Source organism: Janthinobacterium sp. PLB04 (genome assembly GCF_021165895.1).
Classification (GTDB): domain Bacteria; phylum Pseudomonadota; class Gammaproteobacteria; order Burkholderiales; family Burkholderiaceae_D; genus Janthinobacterium; species Janthinobacterium lividum.
On the sequence record NZ_CP088968.1, the window covers coordinates 1,344,753 to 1,367,135 of the forward strand.

The window sequence follows — 22,383 nt, forward strand, 5'->3', positions numbered from 1 at the left end:
CTGATGACCATAGCAAGTTGGTCCCACCCCTTCCCATCCCGAACAGGACCGTGAAACAACTTTGCGCCGATGATAGTGCTGCAACCAGTGTGAAAGTAGGTTATCGTCAGGCTTGTTATTCGCAGTAGAGAAAAACCCGTCAAGCAATTGGCGGGTTTTTTTTCGTCTGGCGGTTTGTGATGGCGAACCCCAAACGAAGGCTGGGGTCAGACCCCCTCCCGCGTTGGCGTCGAATCTGGCGTTGGCGGTGTGGAGGGTCTGACCCCGGCGGTTCGGGTGCGGCGTTTTATCGACTCACTTCTTCCCAGCTCAAGCCAAACTTCGTCAGATACTTTTTCAACCTGTCAGCGTCATTTGGCTTGGCCTTCGCATCACGCGATACGGCATATAGCTTGCGACCCGCATCGGACAAACTGTTCGATTGCTGGCATACCTGAATTACCGACCTCAGCTGCAGGACATCAAACAGGTCGAGCTGCGCGGCTGCCTCGCTTCCCATAATATCGGCCAGGTCGATTTCCGTGCTGGCGGCGGGCTTGTCATGATGCTGCCACATGCGCTTCAAGCGCCGGATTTCCTCGTCGACCACGCCATCCGTGATGCGTCCCGCTTCCGACAGGGTGGCCAGGCGCGTGACAGCGGCGGACAGGTCGCGGAAATTACCCTTCCATGCCGAGCTGGGCAGGGTGGCGAAACGCATGAAACGCTCGTGTGCCTCCTTGTTGAAGCGCACTCGTTCGCCCGTCTCCGCGCTGTATTGCGTCAGTAGGTATTCCAGGTTCGGCTCGATATCTTCCGGGCGCTGCGCCAGGCCCGGCAATTCGTATGTCCACAGATTGATGCGCGCATACAGGTCTTCGCGGAAGCGGCCGGCCGCCACTTCTATGCCCAAATCTCGGTTGGTGCCGGCGATCAGCTGGAAGTCGCTCTGCACCTCCGTATCGGCACCGACGGGGAAAAAGCGCTTTTCTTCGATGGCTTTCAGCAGCATCGCCTGTTCGTCGAGCCCCAGTTCACCGATTTCATCGAGAAACAGCAGTCCCTTGTGCGCGCTGCGCAGCAAGCCTGGCCGGTCCGAGCCAGCCCCCGTGAAGGAACCCTTGATATGCCCGAACAAGGTGGAGGCTGCACCATCGCCATGCAGGGTGGCGCAATTGAGGTCGATGAACTTGCCATCGATCTGATGGCGCGATTTTTTCAGCTCATACACGCGGCGCGCGAGGACGGATTTGCCGGCACCGGTCGGCCCCATCAACAGCATGGGGGCTTTTGACTTGATGGCGACGCGCTCGATTTCATCGATCATGCCGTTGAACTTGGCATTGCGCGTGGCGATGCCGGACTTCAGGAAGGCCACGCCTTCGGCCTGTTCGCGCGTAAAACGCTGGGCGATCTGGTCGTAGCGCGACAGATCGAGGTCGATCAGCGCGTAGCTGCCGGGATTGCCGGCGCCCTGGCGCTTTGGCGGCGACGTTTGCACGAGGCGGCCGGGGAAATAGCGCGCTTCCGTCATCAGGAACATGCAGATCTGCACCACGTGGCTGCCGGTGGTGATGTGGATCCAATAGTCTTCCTTGTCCGGATCGAAGGGGTAGCTGTTGGCAAAATCATAGAGCGCGCCATACACATTCTCGAAGTCCCAGGCATCGCTGATAGGCAGTTCATGGGCGATCAGTCTGGTTTCAGGCGAGACGCTGGCGATATCCTGCGACACCTGGCGCACCAGGTTGTCGAACTGGCTGCCCGCGTACAGCAACTCGAAGCGGTCGATGATCTTGTCCTCGTGCTGGGTCAGGGCGATGCTGGGACGCCATTTTTCCCAGCGTGCCGCTCCCCTGCCGTTGTCGAGCTGCGTGCCGAGAAAACCGATAACGACGGTGCGTTTTGCTTGCATATGTGAGATAAAAATTTATCTTAAAAGATAATTGTATTCCAAATCGCCATGACAGGGATATTTTCAGTGCACAGCTTGCGTGGAAATATTACTTAATGAAATCAATTGGTTATGAAAATTTTTGAGGAATTATTGAAAGCTGGCACAGCGCTTGCAATAGAGGAGATACCAACGAGATAAACGTAGAGAGCAGAGAGGGACGAAAAATGGCCAACGCCCAGTTATTCCAGAGCGCGCAACAGACAGAAACCTTGCCAGCGGCCTTGGCGCGCAATGCGGAAGGCGCGCCAGCCTATGCGCTGACGCCCCGGCATCAGCTGGCGCAATACGCGGCCACCGGCTGCCTGAACACGACGTTTTATGCCAGCGCCGAAGCGCAGCTGGCAACAGTACTCGAGCTGTGCCAGGCGGTCGACCCCGCCTTCATTGCGCAGACGGCCGTGTACTGCCGCGAACGGGGCTACATGAAAGACATGCCGGCCTTGCTGGTGGCCGTGCTGGCGGGGCAGGGCGCTGCGCAATTCGCACCGGCATTCCGGCGTGTCATCAACAACGGCAAGATGCTGCGCAACTTTGTGCAGATCATGCGCTCCGGCGCCGTGGGACGCAAGTCGCTGGGATCGCGTCCGAAAAAGCTCGTGCAGGCATGGCTGAACACCGCTTCGGAACAGGCCTTGCTGGCCGCCGCCGTGGGCAATGCGCCTTCGCTGGCCGACGTGGTGAAGATGGTGCATCCGAAACCGCAGGAAGCGTGGCGGGAGGCATTCTTTGCCTGGCTGATCGGCAAGCCCTACGATGCCAAGGCGCTGCCGCCGGCGCTGGCCGCGTTCGAGGCCTACAAGGCGGATCCTTCGCAAGCGATACCGGACGTACCGTTCCAGATGCTGACGGCGCTGTCCTTGAGCGCGCAGGATTGGGCGCAGATCGCCCGCCAGGGCAGCTGGCAAATGGTGCGCATGAATCTGAACACCTTTGGGCGTCACGGCGTGTATGCGATAGCCGGCATGCCGGAATTGATCGCTGCCAAGCTGCGCGATCCCGAGGCGATTAGCCGGGCACGGGTGTTTCCGTACCAGCTGCTGTCGGCGTACCTGGCGGCCGACGAGAGCGTGCCGGCCATCGTGCGCGATGCGCTGGAAGCGGCGCTGGAAATAGCGCTGCTGAACGTGCCGCGGATCGCTGGCAGGGTGGTGGTGTGCCCAGACGTCTCTGGCTCGATGTCGTCGCCCGTCAGCGGTTTTCGCGGCAGCGCCACGTCGAGCGTGCGCTGCATCGATGTGGCGGCGCTGGTGGCGGCGGCCATGCTGCGCAAGAATCCGGATGCGATGCTGCTGCCGTTCGAGCACAGCGTCGTCCAGTGCGGGCTGGCTGCGGATGACAGCGTGATGAGCAACGCGGCCAGGCTGGCGGCCATCGGTGGCGGCGGCACCAATTGCAGCGCACCGCTGATGCGCATGAACAGCAAGAAGGAGCTGGCCGACCTGGTGATTTATGTGTCCGATAACGAATCGTGGATCGACGCGAAACACAGCGGCGCCACGGCGACGATGGGACAATGGAAGGTGTTCAAGCAGCGCAATCCGCAGGCGAAACTGGTGTGCATCGATATTGCGCCGCATGCCACGACGCAGGCGATGGAATGCGAGGATATCCTGAATATCGGCGGTTTTTCCGATGACGTCTTCAAGATCATCGCCGCCTTTGCCGCCGGCCAGCTGGACCCCGCCCACTGGGTGGGAGAAATCGCCGCCATCGATATCGCGGCAACCGGTTGTTGAAGTAAAGCGCATGAATGCGGACAAGACTACATAAGAGACGTCCTGTCCAGACTTGTCATGCGCCGCAGTGCCCCGAATGCAGACAGGATTACATCGATCAGCCGCGTCAAACCGGCCTGGCGCGCGCAGTACGCCGCCAGAAAATCCTGTCCCTCCTTGTCGGGTTGTCGTACTGATTACAATAGAAAATGAGAGAAGCGATGAAAAAAGAAGAATACGAAGTCCTGCATACCGAAGGCAGCCGTCCCGTCAAAATGTGGACACGTGGCGTGCCCGTCGAAGAAGCGGCCAAAAAGCAATTGCGCAACACGGCGACCCTGCCGTTCATTTACAAGCACATCGCCGTCATGCCCGACGTCCACCTGGGTAAAGGGTCGACCATCGGCAGCGTGATTCCCACCCTGGGCGCCGTGATTCCTGCGGCGGTGGGCGTGGATATCGGTTGCGGCATGATGGCGGCGAAAACCACGCTGACGGCGAATGATTTGCCCGATAATCTGGGGCCGCTGCGCAGCGCCATCGAACGCGCCATTCCGCACGGGATGTCGCCAAAGACGCGCGGACACCGCGGCCGCGATGAGGGTTCCTGGCATACGCCGCCTTCGGTGGTCGATGCCGCGTGGCTGCAATTGAAGGATGAATTCGATGCGATCTGCCTGAAAACGCCAAAGCTGAAGAACACGAACAATTATCGCCACCTGGGGACTTTGGGCAGCGGTAACCACTTCGTCGAAGTTTGTCTCGATGAACAGGGTTCCGTATGGTTCATGCTGCATTCCGGTTCGCGCGGCGTGGGCAATGCCATCGGCACGCATTTCATCGAACTGGCCAAGCAGGATATGCGCACCCACTTCATCAACCTGCCCGACCAGGATCTGGCTTACCTGGCCGAAGGAACGCAGCATTACGACGATTACGTGGAGGCGGTGGGCTGGGCGCAGCGTTTCGCCCGCAACAACCGCGAAGTGATGATGCAGAACTTGATCGCCGCCGTGCGCACGGTCATCCATAAACCGTTCCAGACGCACGTGGAAGCCGTCAACTGCCACCATAACTATGTACAGAAAGAGCACCACTTCGGCAAGGATGTGCTGGTCACGCGCAAAGGTGCTGTGTCGGCCCGCGCCGGCGAGCTGGGGATCATTCCCGGTTCCATGGGGGCGAAGAGCTTTATCGTGCGCGGTAAAGGCAATGCGGAGAGTTTCCATAGCTGCAGCCACGGTGCGGGACGCACGATGAGCCGCACGGAAGCGAAGCGGCGCTTCAACCTGGATGACCAGATCCGAGCCACGCAAGGCGTGGAATGCCGCAAGGATGAAAACGTGATCGATGAAATCCCGATGGCTTACAAGGATATCGATGCGGTGATGCTGGCGCAGCGCGAGCTGGTCGATGTGGTGCATATCTTGAAGCAGGTCGTCTGCGTCAAAGGATAATAGAGAGAAAACAGAGATGATAGAAATAGATGGTGCGCAAGGCGAAGGCGGCGGACAGATTTTGCGTTCGGCGCTGAGCCTGTCGATGATCACGGGGCAACCGTTTCGGCTGATTAACATTCGCGCGGGGCGGGAAAAGCCCGGCTTGCTGCGCCAGCATTTGCTGGCTGTGCAGGCGGCAACCGCCATCTGCGGGGCGCGCACGACGCCGGTGGCGCTGCGCGCCTCGAGCCTGGAATTCGTGCCTGGTCCCCTGCGCGGCGGCGACTACCGCTTTGCCATCGGCAGCGCGGGCAGTTGCACTCTGGTATTGCAAACCCTGTTGCCGGCCCTGCTGCATGCGGATGGGCCGTCCACCGTGCGCATCAGTGGCGGCACGCACAATGCCATGGCACCGCCCGTGCATTTCCTGCAGCGCGCATATGGCCGTGTCCTGGAACAGATGGGGGCCGAGGTGGATATGACGCTGCAACGCTACGGCTTTCATCCTGCGGGCGGCGGCGAGGTGATGGCCACCGTGCAACCGTGCCAGCGCTTGCAGCCGATTCAACTGCTGCAGCGCGGCGAACGGAAGGCGGGGTATGCGGAAAGCGTGGTGGCGGGCGTGCATGTGCAGGTGGCGCAGCGCGAACTCGAGCGCGTCGCCGGGGGCATGGGCTGGAGCGGCAAGCAGTTGCGCCTCGTCGGCTTGCCGGCGGAGCAGGGACCGGGCAATGTCTTGTTGCTGACGCTCGAGCATGAGCATGTCACGGAAGTGTTTACTTCTTTCGGTGAAAAGTCCTTGCTGGCCGAATCGGTGGCCAAGCGCCTGTTGAACGAGGTGCGTGCCTATCTCAAGACGGACGCGGCCGTCGGCGAGCACCTGGCCGACCAGCTCTTGCTGCCCATGGCGCTGGCCGGCGGCGGTACCTTCAGTTGCAACAAGGTCTCGCAGCATGCGCTGACGAATGCCGAGGTGATTGCCCGGTTTTTACCCGTGCGTATCACTTTCGCGCAGCAGGAGCGGAGCAGCATCTGCAAGGTGGCCGCCGCCTGAGGCGCGCGCTGACACAACTACGTGTTGCAGCTGTTCCAAATTGATACATGGGCGGCTGGATGTGGGGCATAGACGCATGGCATGGCATTTGCTCTTCTTGGATATTCACTAAAAAAACCAAGGAGACCAGCATGACCTATTCCATTCGTACCCTGCTCGGCGTGGCGGCGGCCGGCGCCGTTGCCCTCACTTCCCTGCTGACCTTGCCGCATGCCTATGCGCACGGCAATGTCACGCCGCAAGGCGTCGATACCACGGGCTTGCCCAAGGTGGGCGACAAGTGGCTCGAACAAAACCCGTATCGGGGCAACAAGCTGGCCTTGACGGTGGGCACCTCGGCCTACAACCAGAATTGCGCCCGCTGCCACGGCATCGAAGCCATCTCGGGCGGCATCGCGCCGGACTTGCGCCAGCTGGACCGCGATTGCTTCGGTATCAAGAATGAGACAAAGAAACAGGCGTGCTACAAGGAGACGGACAATTACTACCTGACCACCATACGCCACGGTAAGGTGCGCAATGGCGCTGTGTACATGCCGCCGTTCGAAGGCGTGTTCAACCAGGAAGCCATGTGGGCCATCAAGACCTATCTGGAAACTCGCCGCGAGTCGAATTAAGTCGAACTGATCACAAAGGAGTCCCATGCGTTCATTTCAATTCCGGGGCGCGCGCGCGATGATCTCGCTCGCCTGCCTGGCGCTGTGCGCAGCCGCGCCGGCGCGCGCCGACTGGCAAAAAGTGCAGCAGTCGGGCAGCCTGAAAGTGGCTGTGTATAACGAGTTCGCGCCGTTTTCCGACAAGGGGGCGGGCATCGATATCGACATCGCCGAAGCGCTGGCGAAAAAGCTGGGTTTGAAACTGAGCTTGCTGCCATTTCCCGCTGGCGAAAATCTCAACGACGATTTGCGCAATATGGTGTGGAAGGGGCATTACCTTGGTTATGGTCCCGCCGATGTGATGCTGCATGTGCCGGTCGACAAGAAGTTGATGGCGGATAACGACAAGGTCGAGATCTTCGCGCCGTATTACGTGGAAACCGTGCGTCTGGCGCGCAGCGCGCAAGCCGTGCCGCAATTCGATGGCGTCGCTTCGCTGGCCGGCAAGCGCATCGGCGTGGAAAAAGTATCGATCGCGGCCATGCTGATGCTGGGCGAAGACAATGGCAAGTACCGCGACGACGTGCGCATCTTCGACACGGCCGCCGAAGCCTTGCAGCAATTGCAGGCAGGGCAACTCGATGCCGTGCTGGCCAACCGTTCGGAGATCGAATCGGTGCTGAAAAGCGATCCCGCTTTCCCCATGAGCGAAGTGGCGTTCGCCCGCTTGCCGCGTGCCGGCTGGGCCGTGGGCCTGGCCGTCAGCCGCCAGCAGCTCGACGTGGCAAAGTTGCTGCAGGCGGCCATGAACGAGATGGCGGCCAGCGGTGAATTGAAAGCCATCTTTGAAAAATATGGCGTGAAGGAAGCACGGCCCTGACGTAGCGTGCTTGAGTTGAAAAGCCCGTGCATCGATCGATGCGCGGGCTTTTTATTTTTAGAAACTATATTGGGCGCTGACGCCCAGCAACCAGTTGCGTCCCGGCGCCGCTTCATAGTAGCGCTTGTTGCTGTCGCCGACGATGACGGAACCCACGTAGGTCTTGTCGAAAAGATTGTTCAGGCGGGCAAACTCCTTGAAGCGCCAATTCCCCGCGGTTTGTTTGGCGTTGAAGCGCGCATTGAACACCGTATAGCCGGGTGCCGGTTTTTCGCTGTTGCTGTCTTCCGCATAGACCTGGTTGCTGGCCACGCTTTCCAGCGCTGCGCCAAAACGGTCGAGTGTATCTTTCCAGGCCAGTTCCGCAAACAAGTTGGCGCTGGGCACGCCCGGCAAGCGGCTGCCTTCGCGCACGCCGCCAAACGCCTGGTCATACACGGCGTGCAGGCTGGTCAGCGCCAATTTTGTCGTGAAGCCATATGGCAGGTTCGAGTCCAGCGATACTTCCATGCCCTGGCGCAAGGTCTTGCCTGCATTGCGATAGCTGGTGCGCCCGCCGCTGGACTTGTCGACCACCAGTTCGTCGTTGGTCTTGATCTGGAACACGGCCGCGTTGACGTGCGTATTGTTATTGATCCTGGCTTTGATACCGGCTTCCAGGTTGGTGCTGGTCGCTGGTTTCAAGTTGAAATTGAAGCCGCCGCCCGTGCCCGAGTAAAACAGTTCGTTCAACGTAGGCGCTTCGAAACCGCGCGCGGCACTGGCGTAGACGTTGACGTTCGGCGTCAGCTTGTACAGCAGGCCCAGCACCGGTGTCGTGTGGCTGAACTCCAGGCTGCCGCTATCGTTGCCGTTGCTGAGGAAATGGTCGTCGACCGCCACTTTCATCTTGCTGTAGCGTACGCCTGCGTTGAGCAGCCACGGGCCGCCTTGCCATTCTGCCTGGATATACGGATCGAGGCTGGACACGACATTCTGCTCGTCGCGGCGCAGCTTGCCCTTTACGCCAAAGCTATTGCCGATGAAGTTTTCGTAGCCGGTACGGTCATCGCTGGAGCGGCCGTAATCGATGCCGATGGTGGTGCTCAGCTTGCCGCCGGCCAGCTGGTTCACGTGCAGCCAGTTGGTGTCGATGCCATAGAACTGGCGCCGGAAATCGACCACGCCGCCCGAATGGCTGGCCGGCGCCTGGAAGCCCTTGGTAAATGCCTGGTACTGGATCACGTCGCGGTTGCCGCCATACACCATCACATGCAGGCGGTCATCGCCGAACGACTGTTCATAGGTGGCGCCGATTTGCTGGTGGTCGATGCTCTTGCGGGTGTTGTAGCGTTCGGCCAGGGTGCGTTTCGGGTTTTGCGTATCCGTCGCGTCGACCTCACCGGCGCGCGGGTCGGCGGCAAACGTGGCCCAGGTAGCGCCCAGCGGATCTTGCGTATTGCCTTGATGCAGGCTGTTGGCGACGATGGTCAGCTTGCTGTCCGCCGTGGGCTTGACGGTGATCTTGCCGAACGCCTGTTCGCGCGTGGCGGCGCTATGGTCGCGGAAGCCGTCCGTGCGGAAGCGCGAACCGTCGAGCACGTAGCCGATGCCGCCTGCCTGGCCTTGCGCCGAGAGATCGACCTTGCTGGTGCCGTAGCTGCCGCCCGTCACATTCAGTTCGACGGACGGGGGATTTTGTCCATCCCTGGAAAACAGCTGGATCACGCCGCCCGAATGGTTGCCGTAGATGGCAGAAAATGGCCCGCGCAATACTTCGATGCGCTCGGCTGTATCGAGGTTGAAAGTGGCGGCCTGGCCTTGGCCGTCGGGCATGCTGGCGGGAATGCCATCACTGATCAGCTTGACGCCGCGCACGCCAAAGGCCGAGCGTGCGCCGAAGCCGCGCGACGAGATCTGCAAGTCTTGCGCATAGTTCTGGCGGTTTTGCGCCACCAGGCCCGGCACGGCGGCCAGCGCTTCCGACGCGTTGACGCGGATTTGGCCATCCTGGATGCGGGCGCTGTCGACCACGTCGATCGAGGCCGGCACTTCCTGGCTGGGATGGGCGATGCGGCTGCCGCTGATGACCACCGTATCCATCAGTTGTCCGGCGGCCAGGTCAGCTGACTCGGCGGCAAAGACGTGGGGGGCGAGGGTGGCGCTGCCGGCGACAAACAGGCTGGCGATGGTGTTCAGGCGGAAACGGTGCTGCATGCGGATTCTCCAATGTGAATAAAAGCCTGCTTGATCGCGTGCGCGGTACAGGTCTGCGTAGGTGTATCAAGCAATATGCCTGCCATGTCTCCATTGGTGGGCTGAAATTATACGCGTATCAGTGGCACGGCGTTTGCATACAGCAATGGGCAGATGCGCCGATGCCGCGCGCTTTTCCTGTGTTTTGCCATTGAAAAGGTGATTATGCCCAACTTCTTCTCGTGCTTGCGCCAGGTTTGCTGGCTGTTGCCGGCGCTCGCCAGCACCGCCCTCCAGGCCGCTCCCTTTGCCTATGTTCCCAATGAAAAGTCGGGCACCTTGAGCGTGATCGACACGGCGACCGACCAGGTGGTGCGTCAAATCGCGGCAGGCAAGCGGCCGCGCGGCATTGCCGCCGACCCCACCGGACGGCAATTGTTTGTCACGGATGCCGCCAGCAGTGCCTTGTTGCTGATCGATAACGCGGGCGGCGCGCCCGTGCGCACGGTGGCGCTGGGCAAATCGCCCGAAGGCGTCAGCGCTTCCCGGGACGGTCATTACGTGGCAGTGGCCGTCGAGGAAAGCAATAGCGTGGCCTTGCTCGATGGCCAGACAGCTACCTTGCTCGCCGATATCAAAGTGCAGGGACGCAATCCGGAACATGCCGTCTTCAGCCCGGATGGACGCTGGCTGCTGGTCAGTGCGGAAGAGGCGGAGCAAGTCGATGTCATTGATGTGGCGCAACGCCGCCAGGTCGCGTCCATCGCCGTGGGACTGCGTCCGCGCGGCATCGGTTTCAGCCCGGACTCGGACCGCGCCTATGTGGCGTGCGAACTGGTCAATGCCGTCTACGTGATCGACATGGCCGCGCGCAAGGCGATTGCCACCATTCCAGCGGGCGAGAATGCGAATGGCATCGTGGTCCATCCCGATGGCAAGCAAGTGTATGTCTCGAATGGCACGGACGGCACGGTGATGGTGATCGACACGGCCAGCAATCAAGTGACGGCCACGATTGCCGTCGGCAAGCGCCCGTGGAACATGGCCATCACGCCCGACGGCGCCAAGCTGTACGTGGCCAATGGCCGTTCGAACAGTGTGTCCGTCATCGACACGGCCAGCGCGCGCAAGGTGGCCGATATTGCCGTGGGCGAATTGCCCTGGGGCGTGGTGATTCGTTGATTCCTTGGTGGCACAGGCGCAGGTGTTCCAGTCTGGTACACCTGTTCCATTGTGCAGCGGCGCAGGGGAGATGCCGCAGGGCTGGCCCGGATTGGAACAGGACGTCTTCACCTTGTTCAAAATGCAAACAGGCCCACGTCCCCACCCAAGCAGGTGGCCTGCGCTGAAAAACGTGCCGGGTTTGATGTCGCGCCCTTGTAACAGGGATAAAACCGGCTAAGTTTGTAGTGGGATGGCGAGCTGGCACGGCATTTGCGGAAGACTCCGTGTACTCACCCCATCTGTACCAGGACGTTTGATTTTAATTAAGTAATTCCATTCTAATTAACCCGATAGAGGACGACATGAATCTCGCAGACATCAGCAAACTGGGCGTAGCCAATCCCTTCAAACAACGCTATGACAATTACATCGGCGGCAAATTCGTTGCACCAGTAAAAGGTGAATACTTTCCTAACATCACGCCGATCACAGGATTGCCGTTTTGCGAAATCGCCCGTTCCACGACGGAAGACGTCGAGCTGGCGCTGGATGCCGCGCACGCCGCCAAGGAGGCATGGGGCAAGACTTCGCCGGCCGAGCGCGCCAATATCCTGAACCGCATCGCCGACCGCATCGAACAGAACCTGAGCCTGATCGCCACGGCGGAAACCATCGATAACGGCAAGCCGATCCGCGAAACGATGAATGCCGACATTCCACTGGCCATCGACCATTTCCGTTACTTCGCCGGTTGTATCCGCGCGCAGGAAGGTTCCGTCGCGCAAATCGATGCGGAAACCTATGCCTACCACTACCATGAGCCGCTGGGCGTCGTGGGGCAGATCATTCCGTGGAATTTCCCGATTCTGATGGCCGTGTGGAAACTGGCGCCAGCCCTGGCCGCCGGCAATTGCGTGGTGCTCAAACCGGCCGAGCAGACCCCGGCATCCATCATGGTGTTGATCGAGCTGATCGGCGACCTGCTGCCGCCGGGCGTGCTGAACATCATCAACGGTTTCGGCCTGGAAGCGGGTAAACCGCTGGCCTCGAGCAAGCGCATCGCCAAGATCGCCTTTACGGGCGAAACGGGCACGGGCCGTCTGATCATGGGCTATGCCGCGCAAAACCTGATTCCCGTCACTCTGGAGCTGGGCGGCAAGTCGCCGAACATCTTCTTTGAAGACGTGATGGATGCCGACGATGACTATTTCGACAAGTGCCTGGAGGGTTTTGCCATGTTCGCGCTGAACCAGGGCGAAGTGTGCACCTGCCCATCGCGCGTGCTGATCCAGGAATCGATCTACGAGAAATTCATCGAACGTGCCTTGAAGCGCGTGGCCGCCATCAAGCAGGGCAACCCGCTTGACTCGTCCACCATGATCGGCGCGCAGGCTTCGCAGGAGCAGCTGGAAAAAATCCTGTCCTACCTCGACATCGGCCGCCAGGAAGGCGCGGAAGTGCTGGCCGGCGGCGAGCGCAACACGCAGGCGGGCGACTTGGAAGGCGGCTACTACGTGCGTCCGACCGTGTTCAAGGGGCATAACAAGATGCGCATCTTCCAGGAAGAGATCTTCGGACCCGTCGTGTCCGTGACCACCTTCAAGGATGAGGCCGACGCGCTGGCGATTGCAAACGATACCTTGTACGGCCTGGGCGCCGGCCTGTGGACGCGTGACGGTTCGCGCGCCTTCCGCATGGGACGCGCGATCCAGGCGGGCCGCGTGTGGACCAATTGCTACCACCTGTATCCGGCCCACGCCGCGTTCGGCGGCTACAAGCAATCGGGTATCGGCCGCGAAAACCATAAGATGATGCTCGATCACTACCAGCAAACGAAGAACTTGCTGGTGAGCTATAGCCCGAAAGCGCTGGGCTTCTTCTAAATCGGCAACAGGCGCCGCGCCCTTAGCTAGGCGCGGCGTGCAGAAAGGGATGCCATGAGTGCAGCAATTGCCCGGGTGGTCGCCACCGATGCGGCGCTGGAAATGATGGACAAATTGCGCCAGCGTCACGGCCCGCTGATGTTTTTCCAGTCGGGCGGATGCTGCGACGGCAGCGCGCCCATGTGCTATGCGCTGGGCGAGTTCGATGTCAGCGACACCGATATCTATCTCGGCAATTTGAATGGCACACCGTTCTACATGGGACTCGAGCAATTCGAGTACTGGGAGCATACCCAGTTGATTATCGATGTGGTCGACGGCAATGGCGGCATGTTTTCACTCGACAACGGCACGGGCAAGCGCTTCCTGACGCGCTCGCGCCTGTTCACCGATGAAGAGTGCGCGCTGTTGCATGCCCAGCCGCATGAGCACCGCAAGACTTGATACACACATACTAATAAAACAGAGGGAGATGATTGTGCAGAAAAAAATCATGGGGATACTCATCGGTTTGGGTTTGGCATCGCTGGCCCAGGCGGCCGACGTGGGCAATGTCACCAATGCCATGCTCGACAGCACGGCGAAGAATCCGGCCAGCGTCCTGTCGTTTGGCATGGGCATGCAGGGCCAGCGCTATTCGCCGTTGACGCAGATCAATGACAAGACCGTGACCAAGCTGGTGCCGGCCTGGTCGTTTTCGTTCGGCGGCGAAAAGCAGCGGGGCCAGGAATCGCAGCCGCTGATTCACAACGGCAAGATGTTCGTCACGGCATCGTATTCGCGCATCTTTGCCGTCGACTTGAAAACGGGCGCCAAGCTGTGGAAGTATGAGCATCGCTTGCCAGACGGCATCATGCCATGCTGCGACGTGGTCAACCGCGGTGCCGCCCTGTACGGCAACCTGGTGATCTTCGGCACGCTCGACGCCTACCTGGTGGCGCTGGACCAGAATACGGGCAAGATCGTCTGGAAGGAGAAAGTGGATGACTACGCGGCCGGCTACTCGATGACGGCCGCGCCGCTGATCGCCGAAGGCTTGTTGCTGACGGGTGTGTCGGGCGGGGAATTTGGCATCGTGGGCCGGGTCGAAGCGCGCAACCCGATGACGGGCGACCTCGTGTGGAGCCGTCCGACGGTAGAGGGCCATATGGGCCACCGCTATGACAAGGATGGCAAGGCCATCGACAACGGCGTGTCCGGTACCGTGAACAAGACGTGGCCGGGCGACCTGTGGAAAACGGGCGGCGCCTCGACGTGGATGGGTGGCACCTACGATCCGCAAACCAAGCTCGCGTATTTTGGCACCGGCAACCCGGCGCCGTGGAACAGCCACTTGCGTCCCGGCGACAACCTGTACTCATCATCCACCGTGGCGCTGGATGTGAAAACGGGGCAGATCAAGTGGGCGTATCAAAACACGCCGAACGATGCCTGGGATTTCGATGGCGCCAACGAATTCGTCACTTTCGACATGGATGGCAAGCGCTACGGCGGCAAGGCCGACCGCAACGGTTTCTTCTATGTCATCGATGCGGCCAATGGCAAGCTGCAGAACGCCTTTCCGTTTGTGAAGAAAATCACCTGGGCCAGCAGCATCGACCTGAAGACGGGCCGGCCGAATTTCATTGCCGCCGGCCGCCCTGGCGACCCGACCAAGGGCGAAGAGGGCAAGAAGGGCACGACCGTGTTTGCCGCGCCCGCTTTCCTCGGCGCCAAAAACCAGATGCCGATGGCGTACTCGCCGCAAACCAGGCTGTTCTACGTGCCCGCGAACGAATGGGGCATGGATATCTGGAACGAGCCGATCAGCTACAAGAAGGGCGGCGCTTTCCTCGGTGCCGGTTTCACCATCAAGCCCCTGTTTGACGACTACATCGGCGCCATGCGCGCCATCGATCCGAAGACGGGCAAGATCGTCTGGGAAATCAAGAACAACGCGCCGCTGTGGGGTGGCGTGATGAGTACGGCCGGCAACCTGGTGTTCTACGGCACGCCGGAAGGCTTCCTGAAAGCCGTCGATGCGAAGACGGGCAAGGAGCTGTGGAAATTCCAGACGGGCTCCGGCGTCGTGGCGCCGCCCGTCACCTGGCAGGATGGCGATACGCAATACGTGGCTGTCGTTTCCGGCTGGGGGGGCGCGGTGCCGCTGTGGGGCGGCGAAGTGGCGAAGAAGGTCAACTTCCTGGAACAGGGCGGTTCCGTGTGGGTCTTCAAGCTGGCGTCGAAGTAACGGGGTGAAACATCCGGGCCACACGGATGGGTGTCTCCCTGTCCGCCGGATGTTTTCTTTTTGCTGACGGCCCAGGCCGTCAGTTTTTTGTTTACCTGGATGCCCGATACGCCTGCTTGCGGTCAAAAAATGAACACTGTCAGTGGCGATTGATCCGCTGCTGCACACGTTAACTACGCTTTTTCTCTTTCTCCCTCTGAGCCGTGCTGGGCACGCTTATTGCCAACGCTTGAGGTACATCAATCACTGGTGTGCACACTAAAAACAGAGAAGAAAGAGGAGAACAAATGAACACATTGAGCAAGCTGGGGAGCCTGGGTGTCATGACAATCGCAGCGGTGGGGCAGGCACAAGCCGTCGATATCAAGGCTGGCGACTGGACCGTGTCGGTGGGCGGCATCGTCAACGCCTATTACACGCAAGTGTCGTGTTCGGGCGATGCGGTGGGCGGGCTGGCGCTGGGCGGGCAGGCGCTCGGTTGCGGCGGAGAAAAGGACCGCACGACCATCGGCAACGGCTTGCTGCCGAATGGCTTGATCACCTCGGCAAGCTCGCGCCTGGGCGAGTACGACGTGAAAGCCTTGATCGGCATCTACAACTCGACGGCCACGGACAGCGCCATCAGCCAGAACAGCGTGGTCGATGTGCGCCAGGCCTTCTTTACGTTTGGCAATGAGCACATGGGTACCTTCAAGCTGGGCCGCGACTATGGCATCTTCGGCGCGAATGCGATTTTGTCGGACATGACCTTGTTGGGTTCGGGCGCACCGGTGCAGGCGACGCAGCGGGGCAGGGTGACCTTGGGCCATATCGGCGCCGGCTATACCTATCTGGGCAACTATGGCCAGATCATGTACAGCACGCCGAAGTCGGGCGGCGTTGGCGTCGACGTGGCGCTGGTCAGCCCCGTCTCCGATACGCCGATTGTTGCAGGCTCGACGTATTCATCGAAGTCGAGCCCGCAAGTGCAGGCGCAACTGACGTATGTGCAGGACGGCTTGAAAGCCTGGCTGGGCGTGAAGTCGCAAAAGTTCACCTCGAAAACCGCAGGTGTCGATGACCTGACCATGCGCGGCGTGGAAGTGGGCGGCTCCTACCAGATGGGGCCGGCCGGCGTGCTGCTCAACTTCCAGGGCGGCAAGGGGCTGGGCATCTTGTCCGATGCGGACCAGGGCGATACCAAGTCGAAGAACTGGCTGTTGCAAGGCACGTACAAGACGACGGACAAGCTGAAACTGGGCTTGTCCTACGGCATCAGCAAGAACGACGACAACACGGCCGGCACGGGCGGCTTGAAGTCGAATGCCAACTTGACCCTGGGGGCGTACTACTCGCTCAACAGCGCGATCACCCTGGTGGGCGAGCTGGGCCAGACGCGCTCGAAAGGCTTTACGGGTGGCGAAGCGAAGATGAATGGCGTGTCCCTGGGCGGCATTATTTTCTTCTAATTAATGAACGCGGCGCCTTGCGACAAGGCGCCGCACGGAGCGTAGTGCATGAGGACAATGCGGTTGTTCATAGCATGCTGGCTATTCCTGTTTATTCTGGGACAGGCGTGGGCGGGCGTGCTCACCAAGGCCGAGCTGGCACGGCGCTTTCCTGCTCCCATCGTCGTGGGCGACAAGGAGACCGACTTGCCCGTCTGGCCCCTGTTCAAGCAAAACGCCACGGCCACCGAGCTGATCGGCTACGTGTTTGAATCCGTGGACCTGGCGCCCATTCCCGGCTTTTCCGGCGTGCCCGTCAATCTGCTGATCGCCATCAATCCGCAAGGGAGTTTTTTGGACGTCGCCGTGCTGTCGCAGCATGAACCCGTGTTTCTCGATGGCCTGGGAGAGGCACCGCTGTTTCAGTTCGTCAAGCAGTACCAGGGCTTGTCGCTGAAACAGAATATCGCCATCGATGCCAGAAAGAAACGCGCGCCAGATGCCACGCACGCCGATATCGATGGCGTGTCGAAGGCCACGGCTTCCGTGCGCATCATCAACCAAAGCGTGCTGGCCTCGGCCTTGAAAGTGTCGCGCAAAAAGCTGGGATTTGCGCAAGGGCGCGACCCGGACCAGATTGCCCGCATCCGCATGGACATGTTCGAAAAACTTGATGTCGCACAAATGTTAAAGCAGGGCTTGATCCAGCACGTACGCTGGAGCAATAAGGATGTGGAAACCTTGTTTGTCGGCAGTCCCGGCGCGGGACTCGATGCGGAAGCGACGCGTGCGCCCGATGGCTTGTTCATCGACCTGTACCTGGCGTACGTGTCCGTGCCCACGGTGGGACGCAACCTGTTGACGGAACGCAGCTGGAACAAATTGCGCAACCGGCTGGACGAGGGCGACCACGCCATTCTCGTCATGTCGCGCGGCCGTTACAGCGTGCTGGGCGATGATTTCGTGCGCGGCACGGTGCCGGACCGGCTGTTGCTGAAGCAGGATGGCTTGCCCATCGACATGCGCGACCTGGACCTGGAATTGAGCCTGGCCGATACGGCCTCGCTGCCGACGGAGAATATCGCCGTCTTGCGCGTCATCAGCCAGGCGGGACTCGATGCGGCCAGCCCGCTGGCTTTTACCATGCCGATCACGCGCAGCAAGGGCATCGTGTATCCCGAACGCATCGCCCGCAATGTCGATGTCAACTACCGTCTGCCGGCCGAGTTTTATACGGCGCCGCAAGGCGACGATGCAAGCTGGCGCGGCACGTGGAAGGGGCGCAAGGCTGAGTTGCTGCTGTTGCTCGCCGGGCTGGCGCTGCTGGCCGGCGCATTGGCCTGGCAGAAACGCCTGGTGCGCGATGGCAGGCAATTTATCTGGTTCCGCCGCCTGTTCCTGGTGTTTACGATTGGCTTCATCGGCTATTACGCGCAAGGGCAGTTATCGATCGTCAACATTACGGGCGTCATCCAGGCGCTGCTGGCGGGACGCAGCCTGGGCTTCTTCCTGTTTGACCCGATGACGGTGATCCTGTGGGCATTCGTGCTGCTCAGCCTGCTGATCTGGGGGCGCGGCACGTTTTGCGGCTGGCTGTGTCCGTTTGGGGCCCTGCAGGAATTCACGGGCAAGCTGGGCCAGTGGCTACGCTTGCCCCAATGGAAGATCAAGCCGCGCCTGGACGGGCGCTTGAAATGGATCAAGTATGGCTTGCTGGCGGCCATTCTGGGCAGCAGCGTATTTTCCAGCCAGATCACGGACAAGCTGGTGGAGCTGGAACCATTTAAAACGGCCATCACCCTGAACTTCGTGCGGGCCTGGCCCTTTGTCGCGTATGCCCTGGGTTTGCTGTTGCTTAGTAGTGTTTCTTATAAATTCTTTTGCCGCTACTTGTGTCCGTTTGGGGCGGCACTGGCGCTGCTGGGACGGTTTCGCCTGTTCAACTGGATTCCCCGTCGCAAGGAGTGCGGCACACCGTGCCAGACTTGCCGCCACCGTTGCGAGCATCACGCCATCGCGCCGAGCGGGAAAGTTGATTACGGCGAGTGTTTCCAGTGCATGGATTGCGTCGTGATTTATGCCAGCGATGAAAAATGCGCGCCCTTGATGCTGGAAATCAAGCGTGCCCGCACCATCCCCATAGTCCGGGTCACGGCAGAGGAGAGCAGCAATGCAGCGTAGAACGTTTATTTCCGCAGCGATAGGCAGCGTGTCTGGCATGGCGGGCTTGTCTTTTCCTGGCAGCATGGCGCGCGGCACGGCCACGGCCTCCGGCGTGCGGCCTTATCAAGGCGCCGCACTGGCGTTTGGCACGACGATTACTGTCACCGTGTTGCACCACGATCAGCGCCAGGCCGAGCTGGCCATCGAGGACGCCTTGCATGCAGCGAGGAATATCGACCGCCTGATGAGCATTTACAGTCCCGCCAGCCAAGTCTTTCAGCTGAACCGTGACGGCCGACTGGCCCGGCCGGATGCCCATTTGCTGACCGTGCTGGCGCAGGCGCAAGCCTTGTCGCAATGGAGCGATGGGGCGTTTGATATCACCGTGCAACCCTTATGGCAGCTGTTTCGTGCGGCGGCAGACCAGGCCAGCTTGCCTGCGGAAGCATTGCGGCGCGCAGCGCAGGCGCGGGTAGGCTGGCGGCAACTGGCGTGGAATAGCCGGGAAGTGCGTTTTCTCCGACCTGGCATGGCGCTGACCTTGAATGGCTTGGCGCAAGGCTACGCGGCGGACATGGCGCTGGCGGCCGTGCAGGCGCGCGGCATACGGCACGCGCTGCTCGATACGGGCGAATTCGTTGCGCGGGGGCAGCGTTCCGTGCGCCGCCCGTGGACCTTGGGCATCCAGGATCCGCGCGATGCAGAAATCCTCGCGGCCACCTTGAAAGTGGAGGGGCGCAGCGTGGCCACGTCGGGCGATTACGAATGCACGTTCACGCCCGACTTCATGCATCACCATATCTTCGACCCGTCGAACGGCGATTCGCCGGGCGAACTGGCCAGCGTGACGGTGCTGGCGCCCACGGGCTTGCTGGCCGATGGTTTGTCGACAACGTTCATGGTGACGGGCGCGGCGCGCGCGCATGCGATGGCCGCGCAAATGGAAGGCGTCGACCTGATGACCATCGACAAGCGGGGCCGGCGCGCAATGTCGCCCGGTTTTTCCCGTCTACTCTAGCTTATTTCAGATGCGGCACCTTGCGATAGATCGTGTTACGCGATATGCCCAGGGCCCGCGCCGTGGCCGAGACGTTGCCGCCGTGGGCATCGAGCGATTTGAGAATGACGCTTTGCTCCATTTCTTCCAGGTTGGCGCCCGCCGCGATCATGCGGTCCGTGCTGGCGCTGGCGGCAGTCGCTTGCGTCATCTCAATATCGTCGAGGAAATCATCGGGCATGTGGCGCAAACAGATTTCATGTTCGTCACCTGCCATGACGATGGCCGTGCGCAACAGATTGGTCAGTTGGCGGAAGTTGCCTGGCCATTTATGCTGGTGAAACATACGCAGGATGTCCGGCGCCACCGTGTAGCGCGTGTCGGGCGCTTCCGTTGCGAGGATTTTTTTCACGACCGTGTCCAGGTCCGTGCGTTCGCGCAGTGGCGGCAGTTTGACCACCAGGCCATTCAGGCGGTAATACAAGTCTTCGCGAAACAGTCCCTTGGCCATGCGTTCGCGCAAGTTATGATTCGTGGCGCAAATGAGTTCCACGTTGACGGTGATCGACTTGCTGCTGCCCAGAGGCGTGACCATGCGTTCCTGCAACACGCGCAACAGCCGCGCCTGCAAGCCAAACGGCATGTCGCCGATTTCATCGAGGAACAGGGTGCCGCCATTGGCTTGCAATATCTTGCCAATGGCACCCTTCTTGCGCGCGCCCGTAAATGCCCCGTCTTCATAGCCGAACAGTTCGGACTCGATCAGGGTTTCCGGAATCGATGCGCAATTGACGGCGATAAACGGTCCCATGGCCCGTGGCGAATCGTTGTGGATGGCTTGCGCCAGCAATTCCTTGCCGGTGCCCGTTTCGCCCATGACGAGGATGGGGATGTCGCGCCCCAGCACCTTGTTGACCTTTTCGATAACCAGTTCCAGCTGCGGATCGCCCGTGCGCAGGTAGCGCAAGCCGGACAGGCGCCGCGCCGCGTTGGCCGCATGGCTGGCGGACGCGGGAACCTGTGCCGGCACGGCGTTGATATCGCTATGGTCGGTGCTGGAAGCAAAACCGTGCTGGAAGACGCTATTGGACAGGCGTAACTGCGCGCGACCATACACGCGCACGCCGCTGTGCATGCACAGGTTCAGCAAACCGGGGGCGGCCGTGCGGTAATGGTCGTACAGGGCGGAAACGGGCAAGCCGAACAGGGAGCTGAACGTGTGTGATTGCAGCGCGGCAAATGAGAGGCCCAGCTGGAACAAGCCATTCTTGTTGGCCGATAAAAATCGTCCACCGGGTGTGAACGAGGCGATGCCCTCCATCAAGGTGCCGATGAATTCGGGGCGCGCGTGGAAGTGCACGGTGATGGCGTCTTCGAAGGTGGCGGAAAACAGTTGATTTTCGATCATCAGCGCCGACATGCGCACGAGGGCCATCGTATGCTTGTGAAAACTGCGCTGGTCGCTGGACACGTCCAGTACGCCGATGACATTGCCCCGGTGGTCGGTGATCGGTGCCGCGGAGCAAGTGAGAAAATGATTGGCCGCCAGGTAATGCTGGTCCGCATGGACCAAGGTCGGTACTTTTTCCGTGATGGCCGTGCCGATGGCATTCGTACCGCGGCTTTGTTCCGACCATGCCACGCCCGGCTGCAGGGCGACGCGGTTGGCTTTCTCCAGGAAATCATCGTCGCCCAGCGAATGCACGATGACGCCGTTGGCATCCGTCAAGATGACCATATTGTGGGTATTGACGATTTGCTGGTACAGGGTTTCCATGGCGGGCAGCGCGTGCGTGTGCAGCAGGCGGTTTTGCTCGATCAGCAAGGACAGGTCGGATTTGCCCGCCGGCGTAAAGTCGGGCGTGGCCGTGGGCGACAGGCCAAAGGCGACTGAACGCTGATGGGAAGTTTCGATGATGACGGGGACGCTGTCCTGTCCTGCCGGCAAAATGTTCGCGTCCGCAATGGACGAAAACGGTGCGCTACGGTAAGTAGCTGACGGTTGATACATGATCTCGTTGCCTCCGTTGGGCCCTGTACTGCGGCGCTCTTTTGAATATCGAGAGTGTTCCATAATGTAGCACCTGTCACAGATGGGAGCAAAGCAAAGCGAACCGGGCTATCCCCAGTGTTGCTGCCGGGCCCAGAGTTGCTCCCCTCGGTGGTCGATGCATGTGTTCATATAAGCAATTGCGGTGCCAGGCTTATTGCCTTTGAGCTGGCGCAAAAATAGCGCTTGCGGGGTGCGCAGGGCAGGGCTATAATTCGCCCCCTCGCTGAACGACGCATGCAAATGCTGAGTGCGGTGAGGAAAAAGAAGGAGTTGACGGACGTAGCAAAATGCTTCATACTCTTCCTTCTTCGCAGCTGACAAACACAACGCTTTGTCGATAGCGCGAAAGCAGTACCGAATACAGTTCTTTAACAATTGACAGTCGATAAGTGTGGGCATTTGATGTAAGTGCAGCGTCAATCTTCGGATTGGCGTCAAACTTAAAATATATCAAATGTTCACAAGAAATAATGAAATAGGCGCTACGAAAGTAGTGGCCTGTCAGTTTTTTGAGTGAGCGACCCATCAGCAATGATGGTGCCTATAAAAGGGCAAAGTAACAGAGATTAAACTGAAGAGTTTGATCCTGGCTCAGATTGAACGCTGGCGGCATGCCTTACACATGCAAGTCGAACGGCAGCACGGAGCTTGCTCTGGTGGCGAGTGGCGAA

General features: G+C 60.2%; 15 protein-coding genes and 1 rRNA gene. 13 read left to right on the top strand and 3 right to left on the bottom strand.

Annotated features, from left to right (window positions below):
- Positions 1-112: ribosomal RNA gene (gene rrf, locus LSO07_RS05905) — 5S ribosomal RNA — on the top strand.
- Positions 113-286: 174 nt separating this feature from the next.
- On the opposite strand, the gene rtcR is transcribed toward rrf, so the two are convergent.
- Positions 287-1,894 (bottom strand): RNA repair transcriptional activator RtcR, encoded by a 1,608-nt coding sequence (gene rtcR / locus LSO07_RS05910; protein WP_151092778.1) that lies wholly within the window; start codon positions 1,892-1,894, stop codon positions 287-289.
- Positions 1,895-2,100: 206 nt separating this feature from the next.
- On the opposite strand from rtcR, the gene LSO07_RS05915 reads away from it, so the two are divergent.
- From LSO07_RS05915 to LSO07_RS05935, 5 genes are all read left to right on the top strand, one after another.
- Entirely contained in the window at positions 2,101-3,672 is a 1,572-nt protein-coding gene (locus LSO07_RS05915; RefSeq protein ID WP_151092780.1) for a vWA domain-containing protein, read from the top strand.
- A gap of 200 nt (positions 3,673-3,872) precedes the next feature.
- Positions 3,873-5,108 carry an RtcB family protein gene (locus tag LSO07_RS05920; protein ID WP_151092782.1) on the top strand — a complete coding sequence of 412 codons (1,236 nt, stop codon included), beginning with the start codon at positions 3,873-3,875 and terminating at the stop codon, positions 5,106-5,108.
- A gap of 16 nt (positions 5,109-5,124) precedes the next feature.
- Positions 5,125-6,144, top strand: coding sequence for an RNA 3'-terminal phosphate cyclase (rtcA, locus tag LSO07_RS05925; protein ID WP_151092784.1), 1,020 nt, complete (start codon positions 5,125-5,127; stop codon positions 6,142-6,144).
- Positions 6,145-6,275: 131 nt separating this feature from the next.
- Positions 6,276-6,761, top strand: coding sequence for a cytochrome c-550 PedF (gene pedF / locus LSO07_RS05930; RefSeq protein ID WP_035824926.1), 486 nt, complete (start codon positions 6,276-6,278; stop codon positions 6,759-6,761).
- 25 nt (positions 6,762-6,786) lie between these two features.
- Positions 6,787-7,620 carry a substrate-binding periplasmic protein gene (locus LSO07_RS05935; protein ID WP_225317189.1) on the top strand — a complete coding sequence of 278 codons (834 nt, stop codon included), beginning with the start codon at positions 6,787-6,789 and terminating at the stop codon, positions 7,618-7,620.
- 57 nt (positions 7,621-7,677) lie between these two features.
- On the opposite strand, the gene LSO07_RS05940 is transcribed toward LSO07_RS05935, so the two are convergent.
- Entirely contained in the window at positions 7,678-9,816 is a 2,139-nt protein-coding gene (locus LSO07_RS05940; RefSeq protein ID WP_151092786.1) for a TonB-dependent receptor family protein, read from the bottom strand.
- 204 nt (positions 9,817-10,020) lie between these two features.
- Here LSO07_RS05940 and LSO07_RS05945 point away from each other — a divergent pair, with 204 nt between their 5' ends.
- From LSO07_RS05945 to LSO07_RS05975, 7 genes are all read left to right on the top strand, one after another.
- On the top strand, positions 10,021-10,977 hold the full coding sequence (locus tag LSO07_RS05945; RefSeq protein ID WP_151092788.1) for a beta-propeller fold lactonase family protein: 957 nt from the start codon (positions 10,021-10,023) through the stop codon (positions 10,975-10,977).
- A 344-nt stretch (positions 10,978-11,321) separates the two neighbouring features.
- Positions 11,322-12,842, top strand: a complete 1,521-nt coding sequence (gene adh / locus LSO07_RS05950) for an aldehyde dehydrogenase (RefSeq protein ID WP_151092790.1) — start codon at positions 11,322-11,324, stop codon at positions 12,840-12,842.
- A gap of 54 nt (positions 12,843-12,896) precedes the next feature.
- Complete coding sequence (locus tag LSO07_RS05955; RefSeq protein ID WP_034756816.1) at positions 12,897-13,286, top strand: DUF779 domain-containing protein; 390 nt, start codon at positions 12,897-12,899, stop codon at positions 13,284-13,286.
- Between the two features lie 49 nt (positions 13,287-13,335).
- Positions 13,336-15,072, top strand: coding sequence for a PQQ-dependent methanol/ethanol family dehydrogenase (locus tag LSO07_RS05960; RefSeq protein WP_225317190.1), 1,737 nt, complete (start codon positions 13,336-13,338; stop codon positions 15,070-15,072).
- Positions 15,073-15,359: 287 nt separating this feature from the next.
- Positions 15,360-16,520, top strand: a complete 1,161-nt coding sequence (locus LSO07_RS05965) for a porin (protein WP_151092794.1) — start codon at positions 15,360-15,362, stop codon at positions 16,518-16,520.
- A 57-nt stretch (positions 16,521-16,577) separates the two neighbouring features.
- Complete coding sequence (locus LSO07_RS05970; RefSeq protein WP_225317191.1) at positions 16,578-18,680, top strand: 4Fe-4S binding protein; 2,103 nt, start codon at positions 16,578-16,580, stop codon at positions 18,678-18,680.
- On the top strand, positions 18,670-19,680 hold the full coding sequence (locus LSO07_RS05975; RefSeq protein ID WP_151092798.1) for an FAD:protein FMN transferase: 1,011 nt from the start codon (positions 18,670-18,672) through the stop codon (positions 19,678-19,680). Before LSO07_RS05970 ends, LSO07_RS05975 begins: the two co-directional genes overlap by 11 nt.
- A gap of 1 nt (position 19,681) precedes the next feature.
- Here LSO07_RS05975 and LSO07_RS05980 read toward each other — a convergent pair whose 3' ends face one another.
- Positions 19,682-21,670, bottom strand: coding sequence for a sigma-54-dependent Fis family transcriptional regulator (locus LSO07_RS05980; protein WP_225317192.1), 1,989 nt, complete (start codon positions 21,668-21,670; stop codon positions 19,682-19,684).
- Between the last annotated feature and the right edge of the window lie 713 nt (positions 21,671-22,383).

Excerpts from the sequence above, each read along its gene's own strand:
- rtcR (WP_151092778.1), bottom strand. The coding sequence starts at position 1,894 with ATGCAAGCAAAACGCACCGTCGTTATCGGTTTTCTCGGCACGCAGCTC.
- LSO07_RS05915 (WP_151092780.1), top strand. The coding sequence starts at position 2,101 with ATGGCCAACGCCCAGTTATTCCAGAGCGCGCAACAGACAGAAACCTTG.
- LSO07_RS05920 (WP_151092782.1), top strand. The coding sequence starts at position 3,873 with ATGAAAAAAGAAGAATACGAAGTCCTGCATACCGAAGGCAGCCGTCCC.
- rtcA (WP_151092784.1), top strand. The coding sequence starts at position 5,125 with ATGATAGAAATAGATGGTGCGCAAGGCGAAGGCGGCGGACAGATTTTG.
- pedF (WP_035824926.1), top strand. The coding sequence starts at position 6,276 with ATGACCTATTCCATTCGTACCCTGCTCGGCGTGGCGGCGGCCGGCGCC.
- LSO07_RS05935 (WP_225317189.1), top strand. The coding sequence starts at position 6,787 with ATGCGTTCATTTCAATTCCGGGGCGCGCGCGCGATGATCTCGCTCGCC.
- LSO07_RS05940 (WP_151092786.1), bottom strand. The coding sequence starts at position 9,816 with ATGCAGCACCGTTTCCGCCTGAACACCATCGCCAGCCTGTTTGTCGCC.
- LSO07_RS05945 (WP_151092788.1), top strand. The coding sequence starts at position 10,021 with ATGCCCAACTTCTTCTCGTGCTTGCGCCAGGTTTGCTGGCTGTTGCCG.
- adh (WP_151092790.1), top strand. The coding sequence starts at position 11,322 with ATGAATCTCGCAGACATCAGCAAACTGGGCGTAGCCAATCCCTTCAAA.
- LSO07_RS05955 (WP_034756816.1), top strand. The coding sequence starts at position 12,897 with ATGAGTGCAGCAATTGCCCGGGTGGTCGCCACCGATGCGGCGCTGGAA.
- LSO07_RS05960 (WP_225317190.1), top strand. The coding sequence starts at position 13,336 with ATGGGGATACTCATCGGTTTGGGTTTGGCATCGCTGGCCCAGGCGGCC.
- LSO07_RS05965 (WP_151092794.1), top strand. The coding sequence starts at position 15,360 with ATGAACACATTGAGCAAGCTGGGGAGCCTGGGTGTCATGACAATCGCA.
- LSO07_RS05970 (WP_225317191.1), top strand. The coding sequence starts at position 16,578 with ATGCGGTTGTTCATAGCATGCTGGCTATTCCTGTTTATTCTGGGACAG.
- LSO07_RS05975 (WP_151092798.1), top strand. The coding sequence starts at position 18,670 with ATGCAGCGTAGAACGTTTATTTCCGCAGCGATAGGCAGCGTGTCTGGC.
- LSO07_RS05980 (WP_225317192.1), bottom strand. The coding sequence starts at position 21,670 with ATGTATCAACCGTCAGCTACTTACCGTAGCGCACCGTTTTCGTCCATT.